The organism is Pseudomonas sp. JS425, from assembly GCF_018223845.1.
GTDB classification, from domain to species: domain Bacteria; phylum Pseudomonadota; class Gammaproteobacteria; order Pseudomonadales; family Pseudomonadaceae; genus Aquipseudomonas; species Aquipseudomonas asiatica.
The window spans coordinates 4965955-4992849 of the sequence record NZ_CP073661.1 but is presented as its reverse complement, the minus strand read 5'-3'; the positions used below and the strand labels follow the sequence as shown (position 1 = coordinate 4992849).

Genomic DNA, 26895 nt, shown 5'->3' with positions numbered 1-26895 from the left:
TCCTATGTCGCTAAATTTCCCGCTGTTGCTAGTCATCGCCGTCTTCGTCTGCGGCCTGCTGGGCTTGATCGACCTGCTGTTCCTGGCCCCGCGCCGGCGTGCGGCAATCGCCAACTACCAGGGCAGCGTCAGCCAGCCCGAGATGGCGGTGGTCGAGCGCCTGGGCAAGGAGCCGTTGCTGGTCGAGTACGGCAAGTCGTTCTTCCCGGTGCTGTTCATCGTGCTGGTGCTGCGTTCGTTCCTGGTCGAGCCGTTCCAGATCCCTTCGGGGTCGATGAAACCGACCCTGGAAGTGGGCGACTTCATCCTGGTGAACAAGTTCTCGTACGGCATTCGCCTGCCGGTGATCGACAAGAAGGTCATCGAGGTGGGTGACCCGCAACGCGGTGATGTGATGGTGTTCCGCTACCCTAGCGACCCGAACGTCAACTACATCAAGCGTGTGGTCGGCCTGCCGGGCGACCAGGTGCGCTACACCAGCGACAAGCGGTTGTTCGTCAACGGCCAGCCGATTGCCGAACAACTGGTGGGCACCGAGCCGGGCACTTTGGGCAGCGCCGAGCTGTACAAGGAAAAGCTCGGCGAGGCCGAACACCTGATTCGCAAGGAAATGAGCCGTTATCGCATGCCGCCGGACCAGCAATGGACCGTGCCGGCAGGCCATTACTTCATGATGGGCGACAACCGCGACAACTCCAACGACAGCCGTTACTGGGATGACCCGAACATCCCGAAGGAACTGCACGGCATGGTTCCCGACCGGAACATCGTCGGCAAGGCCTTCGCGGTGTGGATGAGCTGGCCAGAGCCCAAGCTCAGCCACCTGCCCAACCTGTCGCGGGTCGGTCTGATCCATTGATACCCATCGGCGCTGGCCTGCAGGCAGCGCCGAATGCATTTCTGACATAGGCTGTGTTCTCAGGGATCGGGAGATTCGTCGCACATCGCGGCGGGCCACAGCCAAACAGTCTTTCAGGATGTTGATTTGAACAACGCGTTGAACAACGAACGGGTGGCTGCATGAGTGCTCCCCTTGCCCGTCTGGAGCGAAAGCTCGGTTATACCTTCAAGAACCAGGACCAGATGCTCCTGGCACTGACCCATCGCAGCTACGCCGGGCGCAACAATGAGCGCCTGGAGTTTCTCGGTGACGCCATTCTCAACTTCATCGCCGGCGAAGCGCTGTTCGAGCGCTTCCCGCAGGCCCGCGAAGGCCAGCTGTCGCGCCTGCGCGCGCGCCTGGTCAAGGGTGAGACCCTGGCCCGCCTGGCCCGTGGTTTCGACCTGGGCGATCACCTGCGCCTGGGCTCGGGTGAGCTCAAGAGCGGTGGTTTCCGCCGCGAGTCGATCCTGGCCGACGCCCTGGAGGCGCTGATTGGCGCCATCTACCTGGACGCCGACATGGAAACGGCCCGGGAGCGCGTGCTGGCCTGGCTGGCCGATGAATTCGAAGGCCTGACCCTGGTCGATACCAACAAGGACCCGAAAACCCGCCTGCAGGAGTTCCTGCAGTCGCGCAGCTGTGAGCTGCCGCGTTACGAAGTGGTGGATATCCAGGGCGAACCGCATTGCCGGACCTTCTTCGTCGAATGCGAAGTGGTGCTGCTGAACAACAAGAGCCGTGGCCAGGGCGTTAGCCGGCGTATCGCCGAGCAAGTCGCCGCCGCGTCTGCACTGATCGCCCTGGGCGTGGAGAATGGCAATGACTGATAGCAACCCGACCCGCTGCGGCTATGTGGCCATTGTCGGCCGCCCGAACGTGGGCAAGTCGACCCTGCTCAACCACATCCTCGGCCAGAAGCTGGCGATCACCTCGCGCAAGCCGCAGACCACCCGCCACAACATGCTCGGCATCAAGACCGAGGGTGACGTGCAGGCGATCTACGTCGATACCCCCGGTATGCACAAGGCCAATGACAAGGCCTTGAACCGCTACATGAACCGCAATGCCTCGGCGGCCCTGAAGGACGTCGACGTGGTGATCTTCGTGGTCGACCGCACCAAATGGACCGACGAGGACCAACTGGTGCTGGAGCGCGTGCAGTACGTGACGGGCCCACTGATCATCGCGGTCAACAAGACCGACCGCATGGAAGAGAAGGCCGAACTGATCCCGCACCTGCAATGGCTCCAGGAGCAGTTGCCGAACGCCGAAGTGATGCCTATCTCCGCGCAGCAGGGGCACAACCTGCAGGCGCTGGAAGCACAGATCGCCAAGCACCTGCCCGAGAACGAACACTTCTTCCCCGAAGATCAGATCACCGACCGCAGCAGCCGCTTCCTGGCCGCCGAACTGGTGCGCGAAAAGATCATGCGCCAGCTGGGTGCGGAATTGCCGTACCAGATCACCGTGGAAATTGAAGAATTCAAGCAGCAGGGCCACGTGCTGCACATCCACGCGCTGATCCTGGTCGAGCGCGATGGCCAGAAGAAGATCATCATTGGCGACAAGGGCGAGCGCATCAAGCGCATCGGCTCCGAGGCGCGCAAGGACATGGAGGTGCTGTTCGACTCCAAGGTCATGCTCAACCTGTGGGTCAAGGTGAAAGGCGGCTGGTCCGATGACGAGCGCGCCCTGCGCTCGCTGGGCTACGGCGACCTGTAAATTCGCCTGACGGCTCAGGTTACTCTGTGGGAGCGGGTTTACCCGCGAATGCGTCAGTGGGTTCACCATCGCATTCGCGGGTAAACCCGCTCCCACAGTTGTCTGGGGCATTTAGAGAACGTTTATGGAACAACCTGTCGGCCAGCCAGCCTACGTGCTGCACAGCCGTGCCTACAAGGAAACCAGCGCGCTGGTGGACTTCTTCACCCCGCAGGGCCGCATGCGTGCCGTGCTGCGCCGTGCGCGTGGCAAGGGTGGCAGCCTGGTGCGGCCGTTCGTGCCGCTGGAACTGGAGCTGCGCGGGCGTGGCGAGCTGAAGAATGTCGGGCGCATGGACAGCGCTGGCATCGCCGCCTGGCTGCATGGCGATGCCCTGTTCAGCGGGTTGTACCTCAACGAACTGCTCATGCGCCTGCTGCCCGCCGAAGCGCCTTTCCCGGCGCTGTTCGAGCACTACACCCTGACCTTGCAGGCCTTGGCCGCCGGTCGCCCGCTGGAGCCGCTGCTGCGCTCCTTTGAATGGCGGCTGCTGGACGAACTCGGTTATGCGTTTTCGTTGCACCACGACGTCAATGACCAGCCGATCGCGGGTGAAGGCCTGTACCGCTTGCGTGTGGATGCCGGCCTGGAGCGGGTCGAGCTGGTGCAACCCGGGCTGTTCCGCGGCACCGAACTGCTGGCCCTGGCCGAAGCCGACTGGGATGCCCCAGGTGCCTTGCTCGCCGCCAAGCGCCTGATGCGCCAGGCACTGGCGGTTCACCTGGGGGCAAAACCACTGGTCAGCCGCGAACTGTTTCGCAAGCGCTGATCACGACGTATGCTGTGGGGCTCAATCTTCAGGAGAGCCTTTCGTGACTCACAGCAACCGCATGCTTCTCGGCGTAAACATCGACCACGTGGCGACCCTGCGCCAGGCCCGGGGCACGCGTTACCCCGATCCGGTCAAGGCTGCCCTGGATGCCGAGGAAGCGGGCGCCGATGGCATCACCGTGCATCTGCGTGAAGACCGCCGGCACATCCAGGAGCGTGATGTGGTGCTGCTGAAGGACGTGCTGCAGACGCGCATGAACTTCGAGATGGGCGTCACCGAAGAGATGATGGTCTTTGCCGAGAAGATCCGCCCGGCGCACATTTGCCTGGTACCCGAAACCCGTCAGGAACTGACCACCGAAGGCGGCCTTGACGTGGCGGGCCAGGAGGCACGAATCAAGGCTGCGGTTGAGCGGCTGTCGCGTACCGGTGCCGAAGTGTCGCTGTTCATCGATGCCGACGAGCGGCAGATCGAGGCGTCGCGTCGCGTTGGTGCGCCTGCCATCGAACTGCACACCGGGCGTTACGCCGATGCCGAAACCCCGACCGAAGTGGCCGAGGAACTCAAGCGTATCGTCGATGGCGTGGCGTTTGGCGTGGGGCAGGGGTTGATCGTCAATGCTGGCCACGGGCTGCACTACCACAACGTGGAGGCGGTGGCGGCGATCAAGGGCATCAATGAGCTGAACATCGGTCATGCGCTGGTGGCGCATGCGCTGTTCGTTGGCTTCAAGGCCGCTGTGGCCGAGATGAAGGCGCTGATCGTGGCGGCTTCGCGCTAATCGTTGGTCGCCTGTACCGGCCTATTCGCGGGTAAACCCGCTTGTATGGTTAGACTTGAAGGGGTGGTGGGACTAAATGCCCGATTCTGACTGTTCACAGCAGTACAGACCGTGGGAGACATCGCCCCACCCCTTCCACCAAAGCGCCGATAAAGAATGCATCGTTTGCAAGCGACGATAGAAGCAAGCCAGCGCCTCTTGGTGAAACCCCTTCAAGCCGAAAAACCATAACGTGAGGAGCCGCCCATGGCAATGCAGGTAGGTAAGTTGATCGTGGGTGCGGATGTCGCGAAGGCTGAGCTGGTTATCCACCACGATGATCGCGACGAGATCATCAGGCTGAAAAACTCCAAACTCGAGATCAGAAGGTGGCTCAAGCAACAAACCCTCAACACCGCTATCGCTGTTGAGGCGACCAATGTCTACCACTTGGACCTGGTTGAATTGGCCCACAGCCTAGGCTTCGAGGTCTATGTCATCGATGGTTTTCAATTGAGCAACTACCGGAAAAGTGTTGGGGGACGGGTTAAAACCGCCCCCTCCGATGCTCGGTTGTTGTCCCGTTTTTTAAAAAATGAAGGCGAGGACCTTCGCCCTTGGAGCCCGCCTCCCGCTGTCTACGGCAAGCTTCAGAGCCTCTTGCGACGCAGAGCCGCCTTGGTGACTGCTCGTACTGCAATGACTCAGAGCTGGGCTAACGAAAGCCTTTTGAAAGCCGCCTTCGAAACTTTTGTGAAGTCGATAGATCGGCTGGATCAGTTGATTCAAAAGAAGATTAAAGAAGTACTGCGAGACGCTGGGCTACAGGAACAAGTCGCTCGCTGCCAGGCAGTAGAGGGCATTGGTTTTCTCACCGCCGCAGCATTGGTGATGGCTTTTACAAGGGGCGAGTTCAAAAGCAGTGACTCGTACATTGCATTCCTAGGAATGGATTTACGAGTCAGTGATTCCGGGCAGAAGAATGGGCGACGTCGCCTCACCAAGCGAGGTTGTTCAGAAATTCGTCGCTTATTGCACAACGCTGCGATGGCGGCCAGCAGATCGGCAGCCTGGAAAGGGCTTTACGAACAGCATCGGAGCAGTGGTAAAGCAACAACCCAAGCTTTGGTAATCCTGGCAAGAAAGCTCGCGCGGGTGGCATTCGCCCTGATGAAAAATCAGGACGAATACGTCACTAAAGGCGCGAAACTGGCTTGCTGAAAACCATAGAATCTCCCACAGGTACCCCACAGGCCTTGAGGCTTGTGCAATTTCTGTGGGAGCGGGTTTACCCGCGAAGAGGCCGGCACAAGCGATGTATTACTCGGCAGGAAACACAAGGGTAAACCGGGTAGGCCCCAAGGGCCTGCTGCTGACCTCGACCCGCCCGCCATGCAACTGCATGATCGATTTCACGATCGCCAGCCCCAACCCGGTCCCTCCCTCCAGCCGCGAGCGCCCCGAGCCCACCCGGTAAAATCGCTCGAACAAGCGCGACTGGTGTTCTTCAGCAATACCAGGCCCCTGGTTTTCCACCGAAAGCCGAACTTCGCTGCCCACGCGCTCGATACGTAGTTCCACAGGCTTGCCATCCGGGCAGTGCCGAATGGCATTGCTCAACAGGTTCGACAGTGCCCGCTGAAACATCAGCCGATCACCCTGCGCCGTCCCCCAGCCTTGCACACGCAACTCAACCCCTTTCAGCTCGGCACTGAACGCAAACAGCTCGACAACCCGCGCCGTCTCGTCGGCCAATGCCATGGGCTTGAGCGCGACCTGGGCCTGGGGTTGGCTGACCTGGGCGAGAAACAGCATGTCATTGATGATGCGGTTGAGCCGAGTCAGTTCTTCGATGCTGTCTTCCAGCACTTCGCGGTAATTCGCGTTGTCCCGTTCGCGGGCCAGCGTCACTTGCGCCTTGCCCATCAGGTTGCTCAATGGTGTGCGCAGTTCATGGGCCAGATCATCGGAAAACTGCGACAGCTGGCTGACGCCCTGATCGAGGCGGTCGAGCATCACGTTGATGCTGCTGGCCAGCTCTGCCAGTTCCAGCGGCAGGCCGGTAGCGGGAAGGCGATGTTGCAGGTCCTGGGCCGACACCCGCCCGGCGATGCGCCGGAAGTGCCGCAGTGGCCTCAGGCCGCGCTGCATCAGCCACCAGGCACCGGCCCCGATCAGCAACAGCAGCAACGGCAGCGCGAGCAAGGTGGAGTGCAGGTAGGCCTGCAGCAGGGCGTTGTCGTCGGCGCGGTTGAGCGACATCATCACCTTGACCGGGGTGTCGTCGCGCAGGCGCATCAGCTGGGTCACGGTGAGTATCTGGTTGCCATTGCTGTCGCGCCACGCATGAAAGGCCAGACGGGCATCGGTGCGCAGATCGCCTACCTGTGATTCCAGCGCTGGCCCCAGACTGAGCAGGTGCGGATGGCGGCCTTCGAGGGCCAGCACGCTGAGGCTGAGGTTGTCATGCCCCATCACCAGGTCGAGCAAGGGATGGGCGCGGCTGCCCAGGTCTTCGCTACGCAGGTCGACGCGCAGGTTGTGCTCGACCTGCAGCATCTTGCGCGCCAGGTCCTTGCGTGCGCGGCTGTCCAGTTCGTGATCGAGGGCGAACACGGCCAGGCAGGCCAGCAGCAGTACCAGTGCGGCGCCCATCAGCGTCACGCTCAGGCCCAGTCGCAGTGACAGGCTGGCGTTTTTCAAAAGCGTGCCTCGAGCACGTAGCCGACGCCACGCAGGGTATGGATCAGCTTGTTGTCGAACGGGTCGTCGATCTTGGCCCGCAGGCGCCGGATCGAAACCTCGACCACATTGGTGTCGCAGTCGAAATTCATGTCCCACACCAGCGAGATGATCTGGGTGCGCGACAGCACCTCGCCGGTCTGACGCATCAGCAGGTGCAGCAGGGCGAATTCCTTGGCGGTCAGGTCGATACGCTGCCCGGCGCGGTAGGCACGGTGGCGGCCGGGGTCCAGCTCCAGATCTGCAACGCGCAGGGTGCTGGGCTGCAGTTGCTGGTCGTTGCGGCGCAGCAGGCTGCGGATACGGGCGAGCAGTTCCGGAAACTCGAAGGGCTTGAGCAGGTAATCGTCGGCACCCAGGTCCAGGCCCTTGACCCGGTCGGCCAGGCGGCCATGGGCGGTCAGCATCATGATGCGCGTGGCCGATTCGGCGCGCAGCCGCTGCAGCACGGTCCAGCCATCGAGCTCGGGCAGGTTGACGTCGAGGATGACCAGGTCGTAGGGCTGCTGGCGGGCCAGGTGCAGGCCATCGGTGCCGGTGTGGGCGCAGTCGACCACGTAGCCGTTCTCGCGCAGGCCCTGCTGCAGGTAGTCGGCGGTGCGCAGTTCGTCCTCGATGATCAGTAGACGCATGGATGGGCTCGGTGTGATGAAAGGGGGCGATTCTCGACCCTGTAGTGGCATCAGGGTCAAGGCGCAGGATGGTACGGCATGCGAAAAGGCGCGCGGCGCAGATAACGGATTTGTAATCCTGCTGTTATCTGGCTGTCTGTTGTGGCCCTTTCGCGGGTAAACCCGCTCCCACAGGATTTTCACAGACGCTGAAATCCCTGCAGTTCCTGTGGGAGCGGGTTTACCCGCGAAGGGGCCAGCACAGACAACACAGGGCCACATTGCAAGACTGTAATCCCCGCCTCACCTTGCCGTTAGCTGGCCCTCGCTAGGATGGCCCTGTCTGATCGGTTATCACGAGGCAACCACGATGAACCTGACCAAATTCCTGCTGTTGGCCACCCTTGCCCTGGGCAGCGCCAGTGTTCACGCCGAGGGCGGTGCGGAACGTTCGAAACAATTCTGGCAAGCGTTCCGCGAAGACCAGCAGCGCCTGTACGACGACAAGCAACAGGCCGTCGCAGAGCGTGAGCGCAAGGCACAGGAGAAGGCCCGCGAGTTGGCCAAGGATTGAGGTAACACCACCTGCGCCGCGACAGCTCCTCGGCGCAGGTATATTCAGGCGCCCAACCGGGCGCCTTTTTCATTTGCGTGCCAGCAGGGTGGCGCGGCGTGGAGCCGGCAGGCCTTCGATGGTCTTGCTGTGGTCGTTCGGGTCAAGGAAATCGCCCAACGACTGGTAGCGCATCCACTCGGTGCTGCGCTGTTCCTCGACGCTGGTCACGCTCACGTCGACGCATCGCACATCGCTGAAACCGGCGCGGCGCAACCAGCGCTCCAAGGCCGGTACCGACGGCAGGTACCAGACGTTGCGCATCTGTGCATAGCGGTCCTCAGGTACCAGTACCTGGTTTTCGTCACCCTCGATCACCAGGGTTTCCAGCACCAGTTCCCCGCCTTTTACCAGGCAGTCCTTCAGCGCCAGCAGGTGCTCGATGGGCGAGCGACGGTGATAGAACACCCCCATGGAAAATACCGTGTCGAAACCTTCAAGGTTGGCCGGCAGGTCTTCCAGGGCGAACGGCAGGTGCCAGGCGGGCAGCTCTGGCAGGTATTGCTGGACGGCCTGGAACTGGCAGAAGAACAGCCAGTTGGGATCGACGCCAATCACCATGTCGGCACCGGCACCGAGCATGCGCCACTGGTAGTAGCCGTTGCCGCAGCCCACGTCGAGCACGCGCTTGCCCTTGAGGTCCAGGTGCGGTCCAACCCGCGACCATTTCCAGTCCGAACGCCATTCAGTGTCCACATGCACGCCGAACAGGTCGAAGGGGCCTTTGCGCCAAGGCGACAGGCCCATCAGTGCCTGATGCATCTGCGCGCGGGTCGCGTCGTCGCAATCGCAGTCCAGGCGCAGCCCGTTGACCAGGTCGACTTCGCTCGGCTGTAGGGCGGGCAGGGCCTCCAGCGCACCGCGCCAGCGGTCGAGGTCACCGTGACCCTTCTCCAGCTTGGCTTCCAGTTGCGCTTGCAGGCCTTGCGACCAGGAAGCCAGGGGCGTGCCCGCCAGGCGACGGACGAGGGGGGACAGATCGATCATGGCAGGGCAATCAACGAGGCGAAGTTAAGGCATTGGAACCAGGGCACCACCTTCGAGAAACCGGCTGCACGCAGGCGTGCCTGGTGGGCTTCGAGGGTGTCGGGTTTCATCACGTTCTCGATGGCGCTGCGCTTCTGGGCAATTTCCAGTTCGCTGTAGCCATTGGCACGTTTGAAGTCCAGGTGCAGTTCATTGAGCAGGTCCTGCTGTTCCGCATCGGCGAAGCGCAGTTTTTCCGAGAGGATCAGCGCACCACCGGGCAAAAGCGCCTGGCGGATGCGGCCAAGCAGTTCCAGACGCTGGTCGGGGGCGACGAATTGCAGGGTGAAGTTCATCGCCACCACCGAGGCGGGCTCGAATGGCAGGGCCAGGATGTCGGCTTCCAGCACCTGCACTGGCAGCAGTTCCTGGAACATCGAGTCCTGGGCAGTGAGGTACTGGCGGCAACGCTCGACCATCGCCGCGGAGTTGTCCACGGCAATCACCCGGCAGCCATCACTGCGCACATGGCGGCGCAGCGACTGGGTAACGGCACCCAACGAGGCACCGAGGTCGTACAACGCGGTGTGCGGCTGGGCGAAGCGCGCGGCCAGCACGCCGAGGTTCTCGACGATGGTCGGGTAGCCTGGCACCGAGCGCTTGATCATGTCCGGGAACACGCGCACCACATCCTCGTTGAAGACGAAGTCGGGCACTTGCTCCAGGGGCTGGGCGAAAAGGCGGTCGGGTTGTTTGCTCACGGGAGGGCTCGATACAGGGTGAAACGGAGGCGCATTTTAGCCAAAGGCCGCGATTCTTGCCATGGCAGCGCTTCAGGGGCGGGGCGCCGAGGGGCCTCTGCCCCTAACAAGTGGCCGTTCAGGTTGCCCGGGACGGAGCTGCGGCCTTTAGCGGACGATGATCTTGCAGTCGAAGGTTTGTACGGGCGCAATATCTGCGGCCCACGGCTGCTGGTACACAAGCACCAACTGGCCATCGCCGGTACCACTGGCCTGGTAGCGCCAGGTGGAGACACCGGCATTGCCGACCAGGTCTTCCTCCTCGGGAGCGCTGTACACCTCCGGGCCAAGGCTGCGCAGTACATTGGCGGCGGGGTTTTCGACGCGCCAGCGGTAGCCGGTGGATGGGTTGCTGGGCAGGGTCAGTGTCAGCACCTGGCCAACCTGCAGGCGTGTCGGGCATTCGCTTTCTGCGTCCAGTTCGACGGGTTGCGTAGGCTGTTGAGCGCAGGCGGAAATCAGGGCGAAGCTCAGGGGAACGAGCAGACGAGGGGCGGTCATGTTGGCTCCGGAGGCTGGCGATGGCCTGAGGATAACCGATGATCGAGGAGATTTGTGTTGCCTGTGCCGGCCCTTTCGCGGGTAAACCCGCTCCCACAGTGATCTCACTGGGCTCAAGCCCTACGCTATCCCTGTGGGAGCGGGTTTACCCGCGAAGAGGCCAGTGCTGGCTAGAACAGCACTTTGGCTACATCGGCGAAGCGCTTGGCGAAATGCACGGTCAGGCCTTCGCGCAGGTAGTCCGGCAGTTCCTCATAGTCCCCACGGTTAGGCTCCGGCAAGATCAGCTCGAAGATCTTCTGCCGCCGTGCTGCAATCACCTTCTCGCGCACACCGCCAATCGGCAGGACCTGCCCGGTCAGGGTCAGCTCGCCAGTCATGGCCACCCCTTTTTTCGGCGCCTGGTCACGGGCCAGCGATAGCAGGGCGCTGGCCATGGTGATACCGGCACTCGGGCCGTCCTTGGGCGTGGCGCCTTCGGGCACGTGCAGGTGAATGAACGCTTCGTTGAAGAAACCAGGGTCACCACCAAACTGCTTGAGGTTGGAGCTGACGTAGCTATAGGCGATTTCGGCCGACTCTTTCATCACCTCACCCAGCTTGCCGGTCAGCTTGAAGCCGCGGTTGAGGCTGTGGATGCGGGTGGCTTCGATCGGCAGCGTGGCGCCGCCCATGCTGGTCCAGGCCAGGCCGGTGATCACACCTTTGCCGGCCAGCACCTGCTCGCTGCGGAACACGGGCATGCCGAGCGCAGTTTCCAGGTCCTTGGTGCCGATCTTCAGCTTGGCTTCGGGGTTGTCCAGCAACTTGACCACTGCCTTGCGCACCAGCTTGCCCAGTTGTTTCTCCAATTGGCGTACCCCGGCTTCGCGGGCATAGCCTTCGATCACCGCGCGCAGGGCGCTGTCGCTGATGCCGAGGCTGGTCTTGGCCACGCCAGCCTTTTCCAGCTGTTTTGGCCACAGGTGGCGCTTGGCGATGGCCAGTTTCTCTTCGGTGATATAGCCGGACAGGCGGATCACTTCCATGCGGTCGAGCAACGGCCCGGGGATCGAGTCCAGGGTGTTGGCGGTGCACACGAACAGCACCTTGGACAGGTCCAGGCGCAGGTCGAGGTAGTGGTCGAGGAAGTCGACGTTCTGCTCCGGGTCCAGGGTTTCCAGCAGCGCTGAAGCCGGGTCGCCCTGATAGCTCTGGCCCATCTTGTCGATCTCGTCGAGCATGATCACCGGGTTCATCACTTCGACGTCCTTCAGGGCCTGCACCAGCTTGCCGGGCTGGGCGCCGATGTAGGTGCGGCGATGGCCCTTGATCTCGGCCTCGTCACGCATGCCGCCGACACTGAAGCGGTAGAACGGCCGGCCGAGCGATTCGGCGATGGATTTGCCGATGCTGGTCTTGCCTACCCCGGGCGGGCCCACCAGCAGCACGATCGAGCCGCTGATCTCGCCTTTCCAGGCGCCCACGGCAAGGAACTCGAGAATGCGCTCCTTGATGTCATCGAGGCCGGCGTGGTGCTGGTCGAGGACCTTGCGCGCGTGGTTGAGGTCGAGCTTGTCCTTGCCGTACACACCCCAGGGCAGGGCGGTTGCCCAGTCCAGGTAGTTGCGGGTGACGGCGTATTCGGGCGAGCCGGTTTCGAGGATGGCCAGCTTGCCCATCTCTTCGTCGATGCGCTTGCGCGCCTGGTCCGGCAGGGTCTTGCCCTCGAGGCGCTGCTCGAACTGCTCCAGGTCGGCGCTGCGGTCGTCCTTGGTCAGGCCCAGCTCCTGCTGTATGACCTTGAGCTGTTCCTTGAGGAAGAACTCGCGCTGGTGCTCGCCGATCTGCCGGTTGACTTCGGCCGAGATCTCGTTCTGCAGGCGCGCGACCTCGACTTCCTTGCGCAGCATCGGCAGGACCTTTTCCATGCGCTTGAGCATGGGGACGCAGTCGAGCACTTCCTGCAACTGGTTGCCGGTGGCCGAGGTGAGGGCGGCGGCGAAGTCGGTGAGCGGCGAGGGGTCGTTGGGGCTGAAGCGGTTGAGGTAGTTTTTCAGCTCTTCGCTGTACAGCGGGTTGAGTGGCAGCAGTTCCTTGATCGCGTTGATCAGCGCCATGCCATAGGCCTTGACCTCGTCGGTCGGCTCGGCGGGCTGGCGCGGGTATTCGACCTCTACAAGGTACGGCGGGCGGTGGTGCTTGAGCCAGGTACGGATGCGCACCCGGGTCAGGCCCTGGGCGACGAACTGCAGCTTGCCGTTTTCGCGGCTGGCGTGGTGCACCTTTACCAGCGTGCCGTACTGCGGCAGCGCCGAGGTATCGAAGTGGCGGTGGTCTTCTGGCGGGGTATCCATGAAGAACAGGGCCAGGCTGTGGTCCGGCGACTTGGCTACCAAGTCCAGGGTTTCTGCCCAAGGGTCTTCATTGACGATGACCGGCAGCACCTGGGCCGGGAAGAACGGACGGTTGTGGATCGGGATCACGTAGACCTTGTCCGGCAGCTGCTGGCCGGGCAGGGCGAGGGCGTGGCCGGTTTCGGCCTGGGGTGTGGTGTGTTCGACTTCGCTGTGTTCGTCGGGATGTTCCGGGAAATCCTGCTGGTCGCTCATGGGGCACCTGCGTGAATGACTATGGTGCTTAGATGGGGCGCGGGGGGATGGGTTTCAATGGTAGTTGAAGGGTGCAGAGAGGAGTGATGCCTGTACCGGCCTCTTCGCGGGTAAACCCGCTCCCACAGGTACGGCGCCGAACTTGGGGGCAGCGCCGTACCTGTGGGAGCGGGTTTACCCGCGAATGCGGCAGCAGGTTCACTGCCGCATCTCTGGATTACTCAGCCAGTTTGTAAGCGATGATGTAGTCGCCCATCCTGGTGCCCAGCGAGCCATGCCCGCCGGCAGTCACCAGCACGTACTGCTTGCCATCCTTGCCGGTGTAGGTCATCGGCGTGGCCTGGCCACCCGCGGGCAGGCGGGCTTTCCACAGTTCCTTGCCGTTGTTCACGTCATAGGCGCGCAGGTACTGGTCCAGGGTACCGCTGAGGAAGCCGACGCCACCAGCGGTGACGATCGAACCGCCCATGCTCGGCACGCCAACCGGCAGGCCGATCGGCACCGGGGTGCTGTCGCGGGTGGTGCCGTTCTTGTGCTTCCACACTACCTTGTTGGTGAACAGGTCGATGGCGGCGACATAGCCCCAGGCCGGGGCCTGGCACGGTACGCCCAGGGGCGACATGAACGGGTGCATGGTCACTGCGTACGGTGCGCCGGTGTTCGGCTGCACGCCGCTGGTCTCGCTTTCGCGCTTGCTGCCCTCGGCCACCTGCTCACGCGGGATCATCTTCGACACGAAGGCCATGTAGTTGGGCGAGGTGAACAGCAGTTGGCGCACCGGGTCGACCGACACGCTCCCCCAGTTGAACACACCGACGTTGCCCGGGTAGACCAGCGAGCCTTGCTCGGACGGTGGAGTGTATTGGCCTTCGTAACGCAGTTCGCGGAACTGGATGCGGCACAGCATCTGGTCGAACGGCGTGGCGCCCCACATGGCCTGTTCGGTCAGCTCAGGGCCGAGCAGGTTGAGGTCGGAGCGGGCCTGGGTCGGCGAGGTGTGGTCGCCCTTCACCGCACCTTGAGGGGTGGGGATCTCGCGGATCGGCACGATCGGCGTACCGTCGCGACGGTCGAGCACGTACAGGCTGCCTTGCTTGGTCGGCACGATGATTGCCGGCTTCACGCCATCGTCGGTCTTCAGGTGGACCAGGGTCGGCTGGCTGCCGACGTCCATGTCCCACAGGTCGTGGTGGGTGAACTGATAGTTCCAGCGAGCCTTGCCGGTGGCCAGGTCGAGTGCGACCACGCCGGCGCTGTACTTCTCGGCGCCCGGGGTGCGGTCGGCGCCCCACTGGTCCGGGGTCTGGTTGCCCAGTGGCAGGTAGATCATGCCGAGGTCTTCGTCGACGCTGGCGATCGACCACATGTTGGCCGAGTTGCGGCTGTACATCTTGCCGGGGGCCAGTGGCTGGGTGTCGTCCGGGTTGTTGCTGTCCCAGTTCCACACCAGGTGACCATCGTGTACATCGTAGGCGCGGATCACGCCGGATGGCTCGTTGGTCGACTCGTTGTCAGTGACATGGCCACCGATGATTACCAGATCGCGGGTGATCGCGGCAGGCGAGGTGGAGTAGTAGCCGCCAGCGGTGAACGGGCCGATGCTGGTGGTGAGGTCGATCACGCCCTGGTTGGCGAAGCCTTCGCAGACCTTGCCGTTGTCGGCATTGATGGCGATCAGGCGGGCGTCCGCAGTCGGCAGGTAGAGGCGGCGAGGGCAGGCCTGGGCCACGGCTTGGCCGGCGTCGGTAATTTTCGGTGCCGGGCTGCCGTCGCGGCTGACGTAACGGTTTTCGTCATAGTACGAAACGCCACGGCAGGTCATGTGGGCAAAGCCTTTGAAGGTGCCGACGGGGCTCTTGACCTGTGGATCAAAGCGCCAGATTTCCGCGCCGGTGTCCGGGTCCAGGGCCAGCAAGCGGCTATGCGCGGTGCAGGCATAGAGCATGCCGTTGACCTTCAGTGGGGTGTTCTGGTTGGTCAGCTCCACAGGGTCGTTTTCGGTCGGCAGGTCACCGGTGCGGATGCGCCAGGCCTCTTCCAGGCGGTAAGCGTTCTGCGGGGTGATCTGGCGCAGTGGCGAATAGCGGTCGCCGTGCTCGGTGCGGCCGTAGGCCTGCCATTCACCGTCGGGCATGGCCGGGGCGGCGCTGGCCATTTCGCTGCTGTCGCGGCCCAGTTCGCCAAACACTTCACCGGGGTGGGTGAACTGGCTGCCCAGGGCACAAGCGCCAGATGCTACCACTGCAACGCCGAGCAGCGCAGTGTTGGCCTTGCTGGCCGGGCCGACCAGCGGACGACGCGCCCAAGGCAGCAGCAGGACCACGCCGATGGCAAACCAGATGGCCAGGCGTGGCACCAGTTGCCACCAGTCCAGGCCCACTTCGAACAGGGCCCATGCGGTGCTGCCCAGCAGTACCAGGCCGTACAGCCCCAGGGCGATGCGGCGTTGGGCCAGCAGCAGGATACCCGACAGGGCAAAGCCGATTCCGGCGATCAGGTAGTAAAGCGATCCGCCCAGCTGGCTCAGCTTGATGCCGCCAGCCAGCAGGGCCAGGCCCATCAGCAACAGCAGCGCGCCGATCAGGCGCGGTAGCCAGCGGCTTCCATTGTTGGCACCTTCAGTGCTCATCGTAGGTTCTCCGTCAGGTCAAGAAAGGGGTTAGAAACTGCTCTGGATCTTCAGGCCGCCGATCAGGGCGCCATCGACTTGCGACACCCCGCCCGGGTGGCGGATGTACTGCAGGTTGGGGCGTACCGTGAGCCAGTCGGCCAAGTGGATGCCGTAATACAGCTCGGCGCTGTACTCAGTGTCCTGTACCGGCAGGAAACCGGGGTTGTCATAGTCGTCGATGCCGGCGGCCTGGTTGACCAGACGCGCGTTCTTGCGATAGGCAGGGTTGACGTGCACGCGGGCGAGGGCGAAACCGATGTCGTCCTTGGCGCGGGCGTCGAATGGCCCTTTGTATACCAGTCCTGCCTGAACATAGTTGTCGATGGCATTGGTCTTCTTGTCGTGCACCGTGGCGTTGGCGAACAGGCTCAGGCCACGCGACTGGTCGGACGCCAGCGAAGTCACCTGCTGCTGGGCGCCGAGCCACAAGCCGTGCTTGCTCGAACTGCTGCGGTAGGCGGCGCCGCTGAGGGCTGCCGGCTGGCCATTGCTGTCCTTGAGAACATCCTGTGCCTTGGCATTACTGTAGTAGTAGCCGGCGCGATATTCCCCTTTCAGGCCATTGACCTGTGGGCTCCATACCAGTTCGATCGGCATTACCGCGCCTTGGGTGCCGCTGCCGCTGAGCTTGAAGCCGTTGCCCGACTCCAGGTTGGAGGGGTTCTGCTCGTACACGCCGACCTGGGCGTAGAGCGCATCGCTGAGGTTGTAGCGGACGCGCAGGGCCCACTGGCTGACCGGCCAGTTGTACCAGATGCCACCTACCCAGTTGCCTACCTGCGAGCCGCAGAAGGCCAGGTTCTGGAAGTCGCAGGGGAAGCTGTTGAAGTCTTCGCCTTCGCCGAAACGGCCGAATTTCACATCCAGTGCGCCATCGAAGTACTTCTGCTTGATCCACATCTGCGTCAGCCGCCAGGTTTCGCCACGGCCCCAGACCTCCTGGGCCGAGGTGAAGCCGCCGACACGCGGGTCGTTGATACGGTCGTTGCTGATGTTGTCGCCGTGTCGCTCGGTAATGGTCAGCTGGAATTCGGTGTCGTTCCAGCCGAGGATCTTCTCCAGGTCCAGGTGGCTGCCGAAGGTGAACTGGTCGCTGTAGCGCGCGGTGCGGTCGTGATCGTAGCCACCGTGCAGGTTGCTGCCCATCTCGCCGGTGTAGCCGAGGGTGAAGTCGTAGCCTTTTTCCAGCAGTTCGCTGCGGGTGCCACCCCAGTCGCCGAGCATCCATGGCGAATCGCTGGCGAACATCTCGCTGGCGCTGCTGGGAGCCGCCAGGGCGCTGAGGGCAAGGCCGATGTAACAGGTTTTGGGCAGTTGGAGCATGAGATAGCGCTATCTTTTGATTATTGAATAAACGGCAGGCGCATCGAAGGGCGGGCCCCTCAATGAATATGGCGACAAGATGGTTTCGATGAAGCGATTCAGCTTGCGGCGGGGAGGATATAGGGGAAGTTGTAAGAAAAAAAGACAAATTGTCGCAGTGAATTGTTGCTGATATGGCAACAGTCCAGAGCTTGCGAGCTCTTTGTGGGAGCGGGCGCGCCCGCGAACACCGGCGGAGCCGGTCATCCACCGCGTCGGTTTCTTCGCGGGCATGCCCGCTCCCACAGATACTGATTTGCAATCAGAAGGTGGTACGCAGACCCACTTCCACACTACGCCCCGGCGCCGGGGCGATGTCGCGCAGGATCGAACTGGCATAGCGCACGGTCTGGTCCGTCAGGTTTTCGCCGCGCACAAACGCCATCCACTGGCTCTGGCCAACTTCGAAGCGGTAACCAACGCTGGCCCCTAGCGTGGTATAGCCATCAGTGCTGGTTTCGTTGGCCGGTTTGCGATGCTGAGACGCAGCGTGTTGCACGTCGACCCGCGCCTGCCAGCGGTCCAGCTCCCAGACCAGGCCGCTGTTCAGGCGCAGCGGGGCGATGCGGGGCAGCGGCTCGCCACTGTCCAGGTTCTTGGCCCGGGTGTAGTCACCAGACACTTCCAACGCGAAGCTGCCGTAACGGTTCTCGGCCAGCTGCCAGCGATCCTGGGCCTCGATGCCATAGAATCGCGCCCGCACGCCCTGATACTGGTACTCCGGGAAACCGCCGTGGTCATGATCGTGATCATGGTCGTGGTCATCCTCATCATAATCGTGGTCATGCCCCTCGCGGTTGTTGCCGGTGCTGATCAGGCCGATGTAGTTGCGGAAGTGGCTGTAGAACACCCCGACACTGCCCTTGTGGGTGCCGTTGTCGAAACGCAGGGCCAGGTCGGCGGAAACGGCTTTTTCCTTGTTCAGGCTGGCATCGCCGACTTCAAAGGCTCCGGTGGCCACGTGGGCACCATTGGCATACAGCTCGTAGAAGGTCGGGGCGCGCTCGGTGTAGCCGAGGTTGGCGGCCAGCGACCAGACCGGGTCGAGCTGGTACACCGCCCCGGAAGACAGACTGAAGGCGTTGAAACTGCTGGCGCTGTCGGCGTCGGCGAAGTTCTCGTTGCCTTTGGCATCCGGATCGACCCGGGTGTGCTCCATGCGTGCACCCAGGCTCAGGTTGAGGCGCTCGGTGGCTTGCCACTGCTCCAGCATGAACAGCGCCAGGCTGTCGGTGTCGGTGTGCGGGACGAAGGCTTCCTCGCCCAACGCGGAGAATTCGTTGCGGCTGACCTGGGCACCGATCACGCCTTCTACCGGCCCGAGCGGTTGGTGGCGAGCTTCGATACGTGCTTCATAGCCCTTGTTCCTGAAGGTGGTGTGGACCTCGCCTTCTTCGACTTCACGATGCTCGTAGTCGGTGTAGCCGGCATCGACCTTGATCGAAGTGAGCGGGCCGTCCAGATCGCGCAGCTCGGAGGCGAAGGCGTAATGGTCCTGCTTCATGTCCAGGCGCACACCTGGCTCGGCCACCGAGCCATAGTTACTTTCGTAGCGGCTGTACGACAGGCCGGCGTAACCGTGGTCCCAATGGTAGGCGCCACCCAGGGCGCCACCGTCCTGGCGGCCATCGCTGTTTTCCAGGCGGTGCTTGCTGCCGGGTTCGTCGGCATCGCGCACCTTGGAACTGCGCGCGTAACCGGGGATGCGCAGGTCGTTGAACTGGCGGCTGTTGGCATCCAGGTGCAGGGCGAAGGCACCGTTGCCGGCTTCCAGCTTGCCAGCGCTGCTGCGGGTGGTATCGGCGCCGCCGTAGCGCAGTTCACCGGCACCGTGGATGCCCTCGATGGGGGCATCCGGGATGCGGTTGTCGAAGGTATTGACCACGCCGCCGATGGCGTTGCCGCCGTAGAGCAGGGCGGCTGGGCCACGGACGATCTCGACACGGTCGACGGTCACCGGGTCCAGCGGCACGGCGTGGTCGTAGGACAGTGATGAAGCGTCGAGGGCGCCGACGCCATTGCGCAGGATGCGAATGCGGTCGCCATCCAGGCCACGAATTACCGGGCGACTGGCGCCAGGGCCGAACCAGGTGGAGGCGACTCCGGGCTGCTTGTTCAGGGTTTCACCGAGGCTGCCGTGCTGCTGTTGCAGCAGGTTGTCGCCTTCGAGCACGGTGCTGGGGGCGGCCAGCTGGCTGTTACCCAAAGGGTTGGCGGTGATGACCTGGGGTTCGAGCTCCACCGCTTGGCTGGGTGGTGCGGCAAGCCAGAGCGCGACGGCGAGGGGAGAGAGGCGAAGCGGTGTGTACAGCATGGGGATGGGGCGTTCCTTGGCAGATGCTTTTTTATTGTTACAATATAACATCTCTATTTCAGCACAGAGGTTTTGCGCCTGGCCAGCGGTTTTTCTGTTGACTCACCTGATCCCACCCACCACTACACTCGTGTAAGGTGCGCATCTTTCCTACGGAGCACTGGCATGAGCACGGCCCAACACAACGCGCTGCACGGCAAGACCCTCGAACAGATCCTCACCGAGCTGGTGGCGCACTACCAATGGCAGGGCCTGGCCGAGCGCATCGATGTGCGCTGCTTCAAAAGCAACCCGACCATCAAGTCGAGCCTGACCTTCCTGCGCAAGACGCCGTGGGCACGGGAAAAGGTCGAGCAGCTGTACGTGAAGCTGCAGCGTCAGGCCTGACATGCCGAGTCGCCCCTGGCTGACCGGCATGGCCGTGCTGGGCTGGTTCGGCCTGACCGTGCAGGTGTATCTGGTGCTGCTGGCGCGCTGGCAGGAGCAGGCCAGCCTGGTGGGTGGCCTGATCAATGTGTTCGGGTATTTCACCGTGTTGACCAACACCTTGGTGGCAACGGTGCTCAGTTATGCGGCGTTTGGCCGGGAAGGCCGTGCCAAACGCTTTTTCCTGTCGCCTTCGGTGAGTTCCGCAGTGGCTGCCAGCATCGTGCTGGTGGCATTGGCCTACAGCGTGCTTTTGCGTCACTTGTGGCAACCGCAGGGCTGGCAATGGCTGGCGGACGAGTTGCTGCACGATGTGATGCCCGTGCTATATGCCTTGTACTGGTGGTGCGAGGTGCCCAAGGGCAGGTTGCGGCTATGGCATCTGCTGGTCTGGGCGGTTTACCCGGCGACGTATTTTGCCTACGCGCTTTGGCGTGGGAGCGAGATTGGCGTGTATGCCTACCCGTTCATCGACGTGGCGAGTCTGGGGTATGGGCAGGTAGTGCTCAATGCCGTGGGGGTGTTGGCGGGGTTCTGGGGTATTGGGCTGGTGTTGCTGGGGCTGGATCGGTGGCGGGGGCTGCACAGATTGGCTTGACCTGCACTGGCCCTATCGCCGGCTTGCCGGCGATAGGGCCCATGCAGGCAATAAACAATCATTCGTCGTCCGCAGTCCCGTCGGCACGCCAGTAGGCCACAGCTTTGAGCGCATCCTCAGGCAAGCCTTTCTCCAGCAACAGTGCCTTGGCCTGCCGGCTCAGGGCTTTTTCCAGTGCCACCCAGCCGTACAACCGGCCCTGCGGCAAGGTCAGGTTCTTCACTAGTGCCAGCAAGTCCTCCTGTTGGCGACGTACCCAGATCACCTCAACCTGTGCCTTGCTCGGCAGTGGCTGGCGTTCCTGCTCGTCTTCGATCTGGATAACCGCCAGCACCTGACGGCCCGCAGGCAACTCCTCCAGGCGGCGGCCAATGGCCGGGATGGCAGTTTCGTCACCGATCAGCAGGTAGCTGTCGAAGATGTCCGGCACCACCATCGAAGCCCGCGGCCCGGCAATGTTCAGGGTTTGCCCGGGTGCGGCCTGGGCGGCCCAGGTGGATGCAGGGCCATCGCCGTGCAGCACGAAGTCGATGTCCAGTTCATTGGCCACCAGGTCGATGCGCCGTGGCGTGTATTCGCGCATGGTAGGCCGTGCGCCACCTTCTCGGCCCAGGTTGCGAGCCTCGATGGCTTGCTTTTGCTCCGGCGTTTCGGCGAACAGCAGCTTGATATGGTCGTCGCTGCCCACGCTGGTGAAACCTTGCAGCTCGGCACCCCCGAGAGTGATGCGGCGCATGCGCGGGGTCAGTTCGGTGACCCGCAGCACCTGCAGGCGGCGTTGGCGGATTTCGTGGTTGACGCGGTGAATGGTGTCACTCATGGGGTGTCTCCGGGACAGGTTCGGCCGGCCCGGAGGCGATGGCCTTGGCGGTGTGGTTGAGCAGGTCGCGGACCCGCTCGATTTCTTCCGGAGCCCAGCGGCCACTGTGCATGTGCAGTGCGTGGCGCAGGTTGCCGACCGCTTCATGAATCTCTGGTGGGCGGTCGTGGCCGCGCAGGGCGCGCTTGCTGACTTCGATGCGCATGCGCACGCCGTCCAGCGCGACGGCCTGTTCGGCCAGGGCGGTGCGGCCGGCTTCGGTGATGGCATAGAGGCGTTTGCTGCCCTGCACCTGGCCGCTGATCAGTTCGGCCTCCTCGAGGAAGTTGAGGGTGGGGTAGATCACCCCGGGGCTTGGGCTGTAGCTACCGTCGAACAGGTTTTCGATCTGGCGGATCAGGTCGTAGCCGTGGCCTGGCTGCTCGGCGAGCAGGGCCAGCATCAGCAGCTTGAGGTCGCCGGGAGCGAAGACGCGCGGGCCGCGTTCGCCACGACCTGGGCGCCGCTCGAAGGGGTCATGGGGGGTATGTTCGCGCATGGGGGCAGGGCTCCGTCGTTTGCGATATATCGTAAGATATTACTCAAGATATATCTAAAGACAAGCCCTCAATTGCAGATGATTATCATCTATTCGTTCGATGTGTCCCCTTGCGGTGTGGCTGTATGCACGGCAACCTGCGGCGGCTTGCACTCGTTCGGATTGCCCGGTTGCAGGTAAGGCATGAGAATCGGAGCCATGCCCTTGAGCACCTGCACCGGCAGCGCCGAGGTGAACTTGAAGGCCTCTGCCGAGCGCCCCGGCACGAATGCGGTCAAGGTGCCGAAATGGTTGTCGCCCAGGAAGAACACGAAGGTAGCGGTACGGTTCAGCGAGCGCGAGCCGATCAGTCGGCCGCCAGCACCAAAGCTTTCGATGCGGTTGTCACCGGTACCGGTCTTGCCGCCCATCACCAATGGCGTGCCGTCCTGCAGCTTGAAACTGCCGGAAATACGCCGCGCGGTGCCCGCATCCACCACCTGCGACATGGCGCCTTTGAGGGCGCGCGCCACTTCGACCGGCAGAATCCGCACACCCCGGTCCGGGTCGGTGACCAGCTTGGTCTCGTAAGGCGTGTTGGCAGCGAAGTGCAGGGTGTCGATCCGCAAGGTCGGCAGGCGCACACCGTCGTTCTGGATGATGCCGACCAGTTCGGAGAGGGCGGCGGGGCGATCGCCCGAGCTGCCGATGGCGGTGGCCAGCGAGGGTACCAGGTGGTCGAATGGATAGCCCACGCGCTTCCAGCGCTGGTGAATGTCGAGGAACGCTTCGATCTCGACCATGGTGCGAATGCGGCTGTCACGGGCGCCCTGATGGCGGCTCTTGAACAGCCAACCATATACCTCCTGGCGCTCGAAGCGGCTGGCATTGACCATTTCGGTCAAGGTCGAACCCGGGTTCTTCAGCAGGTAACCCAACAGCCACAAGTCCAGCGGGTGGACCTTGGCGATATAGCCCTGGTCGGGCAGGTCGTACTTGCCCGGGCCATAGGCGTCGTACATCTCCGACAGGCGGCCATCGGTCAGTTTGCCCAGGACGATCTTGTCACCCTTGAGGTGGGCGCGGACGAAGGCGTTGAAGGTTTCCTGGCCAGCCTCGGGGAACAGGTAGCGGTGCACGGCCGCCAACCGTTGCGGGGTCACGCGCATGCTGTCGAGGAAGGTGTCCAGGCGCTGCTGCGAGGTCTTGCGCTGGTATTTCTTCCAGAAGCGCATCAGGTAGTTGGTGCCTTCTTTGTCGGCGAAACGGGCCAGGTATTCCTGGCGGCGCGGGTCGGAGTCGTCCTTGAGCAGCGGCACGCGGTTGTACGGCTGCTGGTAGGTCACGTAGCGCACCAGGTCGCGCATCAGGCGGATGAACGGCAGGTTGATCGATTCGCGCAATGCATCCTTGAGGGTTGGGTTGCGGCTGTTGTCTTCCTTGCGGAAGTTGTTGAACACATGCATGCCGCCGCCGGTGAAGAAGGCTTCGCCGGTGTTGGCCGAATACTTGCGTTCCAGCGCGGCATCGAGCATGGCGTCCAGGCTCTGGTTCTTGCTGTTCTGCGCCAGCCATTCCAGCGACCACTGGCTGATGCGGTCTAGCTCGGCGACTTCGACTTTCTTCAACTCGGCGGCTGGCTTGCCGGCGTATTTGTCGTGCAGTTCGGCGATGATCTCCAGGTAGGTGGTGAGCACCCGCAACTTGGCGGTTGAACCCAGCTCCAGCTTGCTGCCTTCGTTGATATCGAATGGCTGGTCGGTGCTGTCGGTCTGCACCCGCACCCGCGAGCCGTCGGCGGTGCGCTCGAACAAGGTGAAGCTGTAGCTCACCTGATCGGTGGTCTTGGCGGTGAGCAGGCGTTCGCCGATCAAGCCGATCTGCGCCGCGAATTCAGGATCGGCAAGGTTTTTCAGGTACTGGCTGACCTGCAGTTGCAGGTCGGACTGCAGGGTGCTGGTGGCCGACAGATCCAGCCGGTCGAGATCGTACAGCGGGCGGTTGAGCATGGCTGCCAGGCGGTTGCGTGCCAGGCTGATGCCCTTGTTGGTGACGATCGGCACGATGGTCGGTTGCGCCACCCAGTCGCGGTATACCGCCTTGCTGGCCAGTGCAGCGTCGGCCAGTGGCTGCTCGATGACCTTGTTGGCGGCCAGCACGCGGATGTGCGCGTCGGTCAGTTCGGCCAGTTCGAGCCGCCCCTTGGACAGGTAGTGCGATGGCCGGCGCTGGGCAATCATCAGCGACAGCACCTGGCGCAGGGCCAGGCCGCGTGCGGCCATGCTCTCAGGGTCGCTGGCGGTGGAACTCAGGGCCTGGTTGACCTGGTCGAAATCGGCGCCGTACCACACCCGCAGGCCTTCGGCCATGCCATGCACTTCGCCATGCCCAGGTACTGCCGACAGAGGCACGCTGTTGAGGTAGTCCCGCACGATGCGCTGGCGCGCCTCGGTTGTATCAGGGCCGCCCTGATAGGCACGCACGCTGGCGGAAATCATCTGGCGGATCTTCTCGGCGCCGGAAACGGTCAGGCCGTCCGGTGAATGGCGGTACTTTTCAAGCTGCGTGGCCAGGGTGCTACCGCCAGCGGACTGGCCGGGCAGGGCCAGGTACTTGGCCACTTGGCTGTAGGCGGCCTTGGCGAAGCGCGGCCAGTCCACGGCCGGGTTGTTGCGCGGGTCCTTGGTGTCGAGCAGGTCGCGGTTCTCGATGAACAGCAGGCTGTTGACGATCACCGGCGGGATCGCCGCAAAGTCCGGGTACAGGTGTTGCGGGTAGTTGTACTGGTACAGCATGTCGCCGCGGCAGTCGGTGATCGACAGGCCAGCCTGGATTTTCTCGATATAGGGGGCGAACAGCCCATGATCGACGTAGTTCATCAGCGCCGGCGAGAACTTCACCTGCTCGCTGATCAGGTAGTCGCGCTTGAGTAGCCGTGGCAGGAATTCGCCCAGGGCACTGTAGCCCAGGCGTTTGTCGAACGGCCCTTCGCCGGGGTAGACGATGGCATCGCTGGGGCCTGGTTGCAGCGAATAGGTGAGGGTGCTGGCCAGCTTGCTGAATTCCCGCGACTGCAGGTTGGACGTGCGGAATTCGTCATATGCAGCGAAGCCGATGGCAACCAGCGCCACCAGCAGGATGAGGATGATCAGCCGCCACCATAGCCGACGCTGACGGGGGGACTTTGGTTGTGGCGTCTCGGCCGGAGGTATCTCGGGTGCTTCCGTTCTGCTTGGTTCCGATTGCCACAGTGCGCCCATAGTCTTCTATCCGGCCAGGTATTTTCGTCTTGCTTGTCTGAAGCTTAGACGTTGAGCGGGTCAGGTGAAAAATTTGTAAGAGACGGAGAAGGGTGGCGTAGGGCTATGCGGCTTTGGTGTGGGTTTCTTCATACGGCGATGTTGCTATGGTGGCCGGGCGATTTTGGGCCGCTTCGCGCCCCATTCGCAGCACAAGGCTGCTCCTACAGGGGAATGCGTATCCATTGTAGGAGCAGCCTTGTGCTGCGAATGGGGTGCGAAGCGGCCCCAGAGATCTAGCTGAATATTCCTGTTTATACAGCGAAAAAACCTGCAAGGGTCTTCCTATACTGCTCGCCCCCTTCGCCTCGCCGGGCGCTCTATTCCGGCACTCGGGCCGGCCCACAAGGCCAGTTCGGCAAGCCAATGCCACGCCTATCGGCCTGGCTGGTGCTGCACGAAGGTCAAATCCAATAACAAAATGAGGTTGTATTGCTATGCCAGTCGGCAACCACTCTGCCCACGGCCAGGCCGCTGAAGGCGGCCCGCTCAAGCGTGAACTGGGCGAACGGCACATCCGCCTGATGGCGCTGGGCGCCTGTATCGGTGTCGGTCTTTTCCTCGGTTCGGCCAAGGCCATCGAAATGGCCGGCCCCGCCATCATGTTGTCCTATATCATCGGCGGCCTGGCCATCCTGGTGATCATGCGCGCCCTTGGCGAAATGGCCGTGCACAACCCTGTCGCCGGCTCGTTCAGCCGTTATGCCCAGGACTATCTAGGCCCGCTGGCGGGCTTCCTTACCGGCTGGAACTACTGGTTCCTGTGGCTGGTGACCTGCGTTGCCGAAATCACCGCGGTGGCCATCTACATGGGCATCTGGTTCCCCGACGTACCACGCTGGATCTGGGCCCTGGCGGCGCTGGGCAGCATGGGGGCGGTCAACCTGGTGGCCGTCAAGGCCTTTGGTGAATTCGAGTTCTGGTTCGCCCTGATCAAGATCGTCACCATCATCGCCATGGTCCTTGGCGGCATCGGCATCATTGCCTTTGGCTTCGGCAATGACGGCGTGGCAGTGGGTATTTCCAACCTTTGGAGCAACGGCGGCTTCATGCCCAATGGCGTGACCGGCGTGCTGATGTCGCTGCAAATGGTCATGTTCGCCTACCTGGGCGTGGAAATGATCGGCCTGACCGCCGGTGAAGCACGCAACCCGCAAAAGACCATCCCGCAGGCCATCGGCTCGGTGTTCTGGCGCATTCTGCTGTTCTATGTCGGTGCGCTGTTCGTGATCCTGTCGATCTACCCTTGGAGCGAAATCGGCAGCCAGGGCAGCCCGTTCGTCATGACCTTCGAGCGCCTGGGCATCAAGACCGCCGCCGGCATCATCAACTTCGTGGTCATCACTGCAGCGCTGTCGTCGTGCAACGGCGGCATCTTCAGCACCGGGCGCATGCTCTACAGCCTGGCGCAGAACGGCCAGGCCCCGGCGGCCTTCGCCCGTACGTCGAAGAACGGCGTGCCGCGCAACGCGCTGCTGCTATCGATCGGTGCGCTGCTGCTGGGCGTGCTGGCCAACTACCTGGTGCCGGAGAAGGTCTTCGTCTGGGTGACTTCGATCGCCACCTTCGGCGCGATCTGGACCTGGGTGATGATCCTGCTGGCGCAACTGAAGTTCCGCGCCGGCCTGAGCTCCACTGAACGCAAGGCGCTGAAATACCGCATGTGGCTGTGGCCGTTGAGCTCGTATCTGGCGCTGGCCTTCCTGGTGCTGGTGGTCGGCCTGATGGCGTACTTCGAGGATACCCGCGTGGCGCTGTACATCGGCCCGGCGTTCCTGGTGCTGCTGACGGTGCTGTACTACGCATTCCGCCTGGCGCCGAAAGATGCGCAGGGCGTGGCCAGTACTGCTTCCTGATCTGAAATGGCTGGGGCCGCCTTGCGGCCCTT

Annotated in this window: 22 protein-coding genes; 10 read left to right on the top strand and 12 right to left on the bottom strand. The window is 62.8% G+C overall.

What is annotated here, in order from left to right:
- The first annotated feature begins 4 nt into the window (after positions 1-4).
- The 6 genes from lepB (at position 5) to KDB76_RS22990 (ending at position 5397) form a co-directional block, all read left to right on the top strand.
- The gene (gene lepB / locus KDB76_RS23015) at positions 5-859 is read left to right on the top strand and encodes a signal peptidase I (protein WP_003258486.1); all 855 of its coding nucleotides are present in this window, start codon (positions 5-7) and stop codon (positions 857-859) included.
- A 161-nt stretch (positions 860-1020) separates the two neighbouring features.
- Positions 1021-1710, top strand: a complete 690-nt coding sequence (rnc, locus tag KDB76_RS23010; protein WP_024087676.1) for a ribonuclease III — start codon at positions 1021-1023, stop codon at positions 1708-1710.
- The gene (gene era / locus KDB76_RS23005; RefSeq protein WP_015271595.1) at positions 1703-2605 is read left to right on the top strand and encodes a GTPase Era; all 903 of its coding nucleotides are present in this window, start codon (positions 1703-1705) and stop codon (positions 2603-2605) included. Before rnc ends, era begins: the two co-directional genes overlap by 8 nt.
- A 124-nt stretch (positions 2606-2729) precedes the next feature.
- Positions 2730-3413, top strand: coding sequence for a DNA repair protein RecO (gene recO / locus KDB76_RS23000; RefSeq protein ID WP_013973993.1), 684 nt, complete (start codon positions 2730-2732; stop codon positions 3411-3413).
- Positions 3414-3456: 43 nt separating this feature from the next.
- The gene (gene pdxJ / locus KDB76_RS22995) at positions 3457-4197 is read left to right on the top strand and encodes a pyridoxine 5'-phosphate synthase (protein WP_024087675.1); all 741 of its coding nucleotides are present in this window, start codon (positions 3457-3459) and stop codon (positions 4195-4197) included.
- Between the two features lie 246 nt (positions 4198-4443).
- Positions 4444-5397 (top strand): IS110 family transposase, encoded by a 954-nt coding sequence (locus tag KDB76_RS22990; protein WP_212632196.1) that lies wholly within the window; start codon positions 4444-4446, stop codon positions 5395-5397.
- Between the two features lie 99 nt (positions 5398-5496).
- Here KDB76_RS22990 and KDB76_RS22985 read toward each other — a convergent pair whose 3' ends face one another.
- Entirely contained in the window at positions 5497-6879 is a 1383-nt protein-coding gene (locus KDB76_RS22985; protein WP_024087674.1) for a heavy metal sensor histidine kinase, read from the bottom strand.
- Complete coding sequence (locus tag KDB76_RS22980) at positions 6876-7550, bottom strand: heavy metal response regulator transcription factor (RefSeq protein WP_003258489.1); 675 nt, start codon at positions 7548-7550, stop codon at positions 6876-6878. Before KDB76_RS22980 ends, KDB76_RS22985 begins: the two co-directional genes overlap by 4 nt.
- 349 nt (positions 7551-7899) lie before the next feature.
- On the opposite strand from KDB76_RS22980, the gene KDB76_RS22975 reads away from it, so the two are divergent.
- Positions 7900-8103, top strand: a complete 204-nt coding sequence (locus KDB76_RS22975) for a hypothetical protein (protein WP_013973990.1) — start codon at positions 7900-7902, stop codon at positions 8101-8103.
- Between the two features lie 69 nt (positions 8104-8172).
- On the opposite strand, the gene cmoB is transcribed toward KDB76_RS22975, so the two are convergent.
- The 7 genes from cmoB to KDB76_RS22940 all read right to left on the bottom strand — a co-directional run bounded on the left by cmoB (position 8173) and on the right by KDB76_RS22940 (position 19347).
- On the bottom strand, positions 8173-9129 hold the full coding sequence (gene cmoB / locus KDB76_RS22970; RefSeq protein ID WP_013973989.1) for a tRNA 5-methoxyuridine(34)/uridine 5-oxyacetic acid(34) synthase CmoB: 957 nt from the start codon (positions 9127-9129) through the stop codon (positions 8173-8175).
- Complete coding sequence (gene cmoA / locus KDB76_RS22965) at positions 9126-9869, bottom strand: carboxy-S-adenosyl-L-methionine synthase CmoA (RefSeq protein ID WP_013973988.1); 744 nt, start codon at positions 9867-9869, stop codon at positions 9126-9128. The genes cmoB and cmoA overlap by 4 nt, the downstream gene beginning before the upstream one ends.
- A 147-nt stretch (positions 9870-10016) precedes the next feature.
- Positions 10017-10409 (bottom strand): protease inhibitor I42 family protein, encoded by a 393-nt coding sequence (locus KDB76_RS22960; RefSeq protein ID WP_013973987.1) that lies wholly within the window; start codon positions 10407-10409, stop codon positions 10017-10019.
- A 170-nt stretch (positions 10410-10579) separates the two neighbouring features.
- On the bottom strand, positions 10580-13000 hold the full coding sequence (gene lon / locus KDB76_RS22955; protein ID WP_013973986.1) for an endopeptidase La: 2421 nt from the start codon (positions 12998-13000) through the stop codon (positions 10580-10582).
- Between the two features lie 217 nt (positions 13001-13217).
- Positions 13218-15629 carry a glucose/quinate/shikimate family membrane-bound PQQ-dependent dehydrogenase gene (locus KDB76_RS22950; protein ID WP_038410112.1) on the bottom strand — a complete coding sequence of 804 codons (2412 nt, stop codon included), beginning with the start codon at positions 15627-15629 and terminating at the stop codon, positions 13218-13220.
- 30 nt (positions 15630-15659) lie between these two features.
- Positions 15660-16994: a carbohydrate porin gene (locus KDB76_RS22945; protein WP_013973984.1), complete on the bottom strand. Its 1335-nt coding sequence runs from the start codon at positions 16992-16994 to the stop codon at positions 15660-15662.
- 301 nt (positions 16995-17295) lie between these two features.
- Positions 17296-19347 carry a TonB-dependent receptor gene (locus tag KDB76_RS22940; RefSeq protein ID WP_024087673.1) on the bottom strand — a complete coding sequence of 684 codons (2052 nt, stop codon included), beginning with the start codon at positions 19345-19347 and terminating at the stop codon, positions 17296-17298.
- Between the two features lie 165 nt (positions 19348-19512).
- On the opposite strand from KDB76_RS22940, the gene KDB76_RS22935 reads away from it, so the two are divergent.
- Together KDB76_RS22935 and KDB76_RS22930 are read left to right on the top strand one after the other, a co-directional pair.
- Positions 19513-19734, top strand: coding sequence for a VF530 family protein (locus tag KDB76_RS22935; protein ID WP_003252112.1), 222 nt, complete (start codon positions 19513-19515; stop codon positions 19732-19734).
- A 1-nt stretch (position 19735) separates the two neighbouring features.
- Positions 19736-20371: a Pr6Pr family membrane protein gene (locus tag KDB76_RS22930; RefSeq protein WP_013973982.1), complete on the top strand. Its 636-nt coding sequence runs from the start codon at positions 19736-19738 to the stop codon at positions 20369-20371.
- Positions 20372-20429: 58 nt separating this feature from the next.
- Here the strand turns inward: KDB76_RS22930 and KDB76_RS22925 are convergent, their stop codons facing one another.
- From KDB76_RS22925 to KDB76_RS22915, 3 genes are all read right to left on the bottom strand, one after another.
- Positions 20430-21191, bottom strand: a complete 762-nt coding sequence (locus KDB76_RS22925) for a siderophore-interacting protein (RefSeq protein ID WP_013973981.1) — start codon at positions 21189-21191, stop codon at positions 20430-20432.
- Positions 21184-21729, bottom strand: coding sequence for a PadR family transcriptional regulator (locus KDB76_RS22920; RefSeq protein ID WP_013973980.1), 546 nt, complete (start codon positions 21727-21729; stop codon positions 21184-21186). The genes KDB76_RS22925 and KDB76_RS22920 overlap by 8 nt, the downstream gene beginning before the upstream one ends.
- An 89-nt stretch (positions 21730-21818) precedes the next feature.
- Positions 21819-24968 carry a transglycosylase domain-containing protein gene (locus KDB76_RS22915; RefSeq protein WP_024087671.1) on the bottom strand — a complete coding sequence of 1050 codons (3150 nt, stop codon included), beginning with the start codon at positions 24966-24968 and terminating at the stop codon, positions 21819-21821.
- Between the two features lie 476 nt (positions 24969-25444).
- On the opposite strand from KDB76_RS22915, the gene KDB76_RS22910 reads away from it, so the two are divergent.
- On the top strand, positions 25445-26863 hold the full coding sequence (locus KDB76_RS22910) for an amino acid permease (RefSeq protein WP_013973978.1): 1419 nt from the start codon (positions 25445-25447) through the stop codon (positions 26861-26863).
- The last annotated feature ends 32 nt before the right edge of the window (positions 26864-26895 follow it).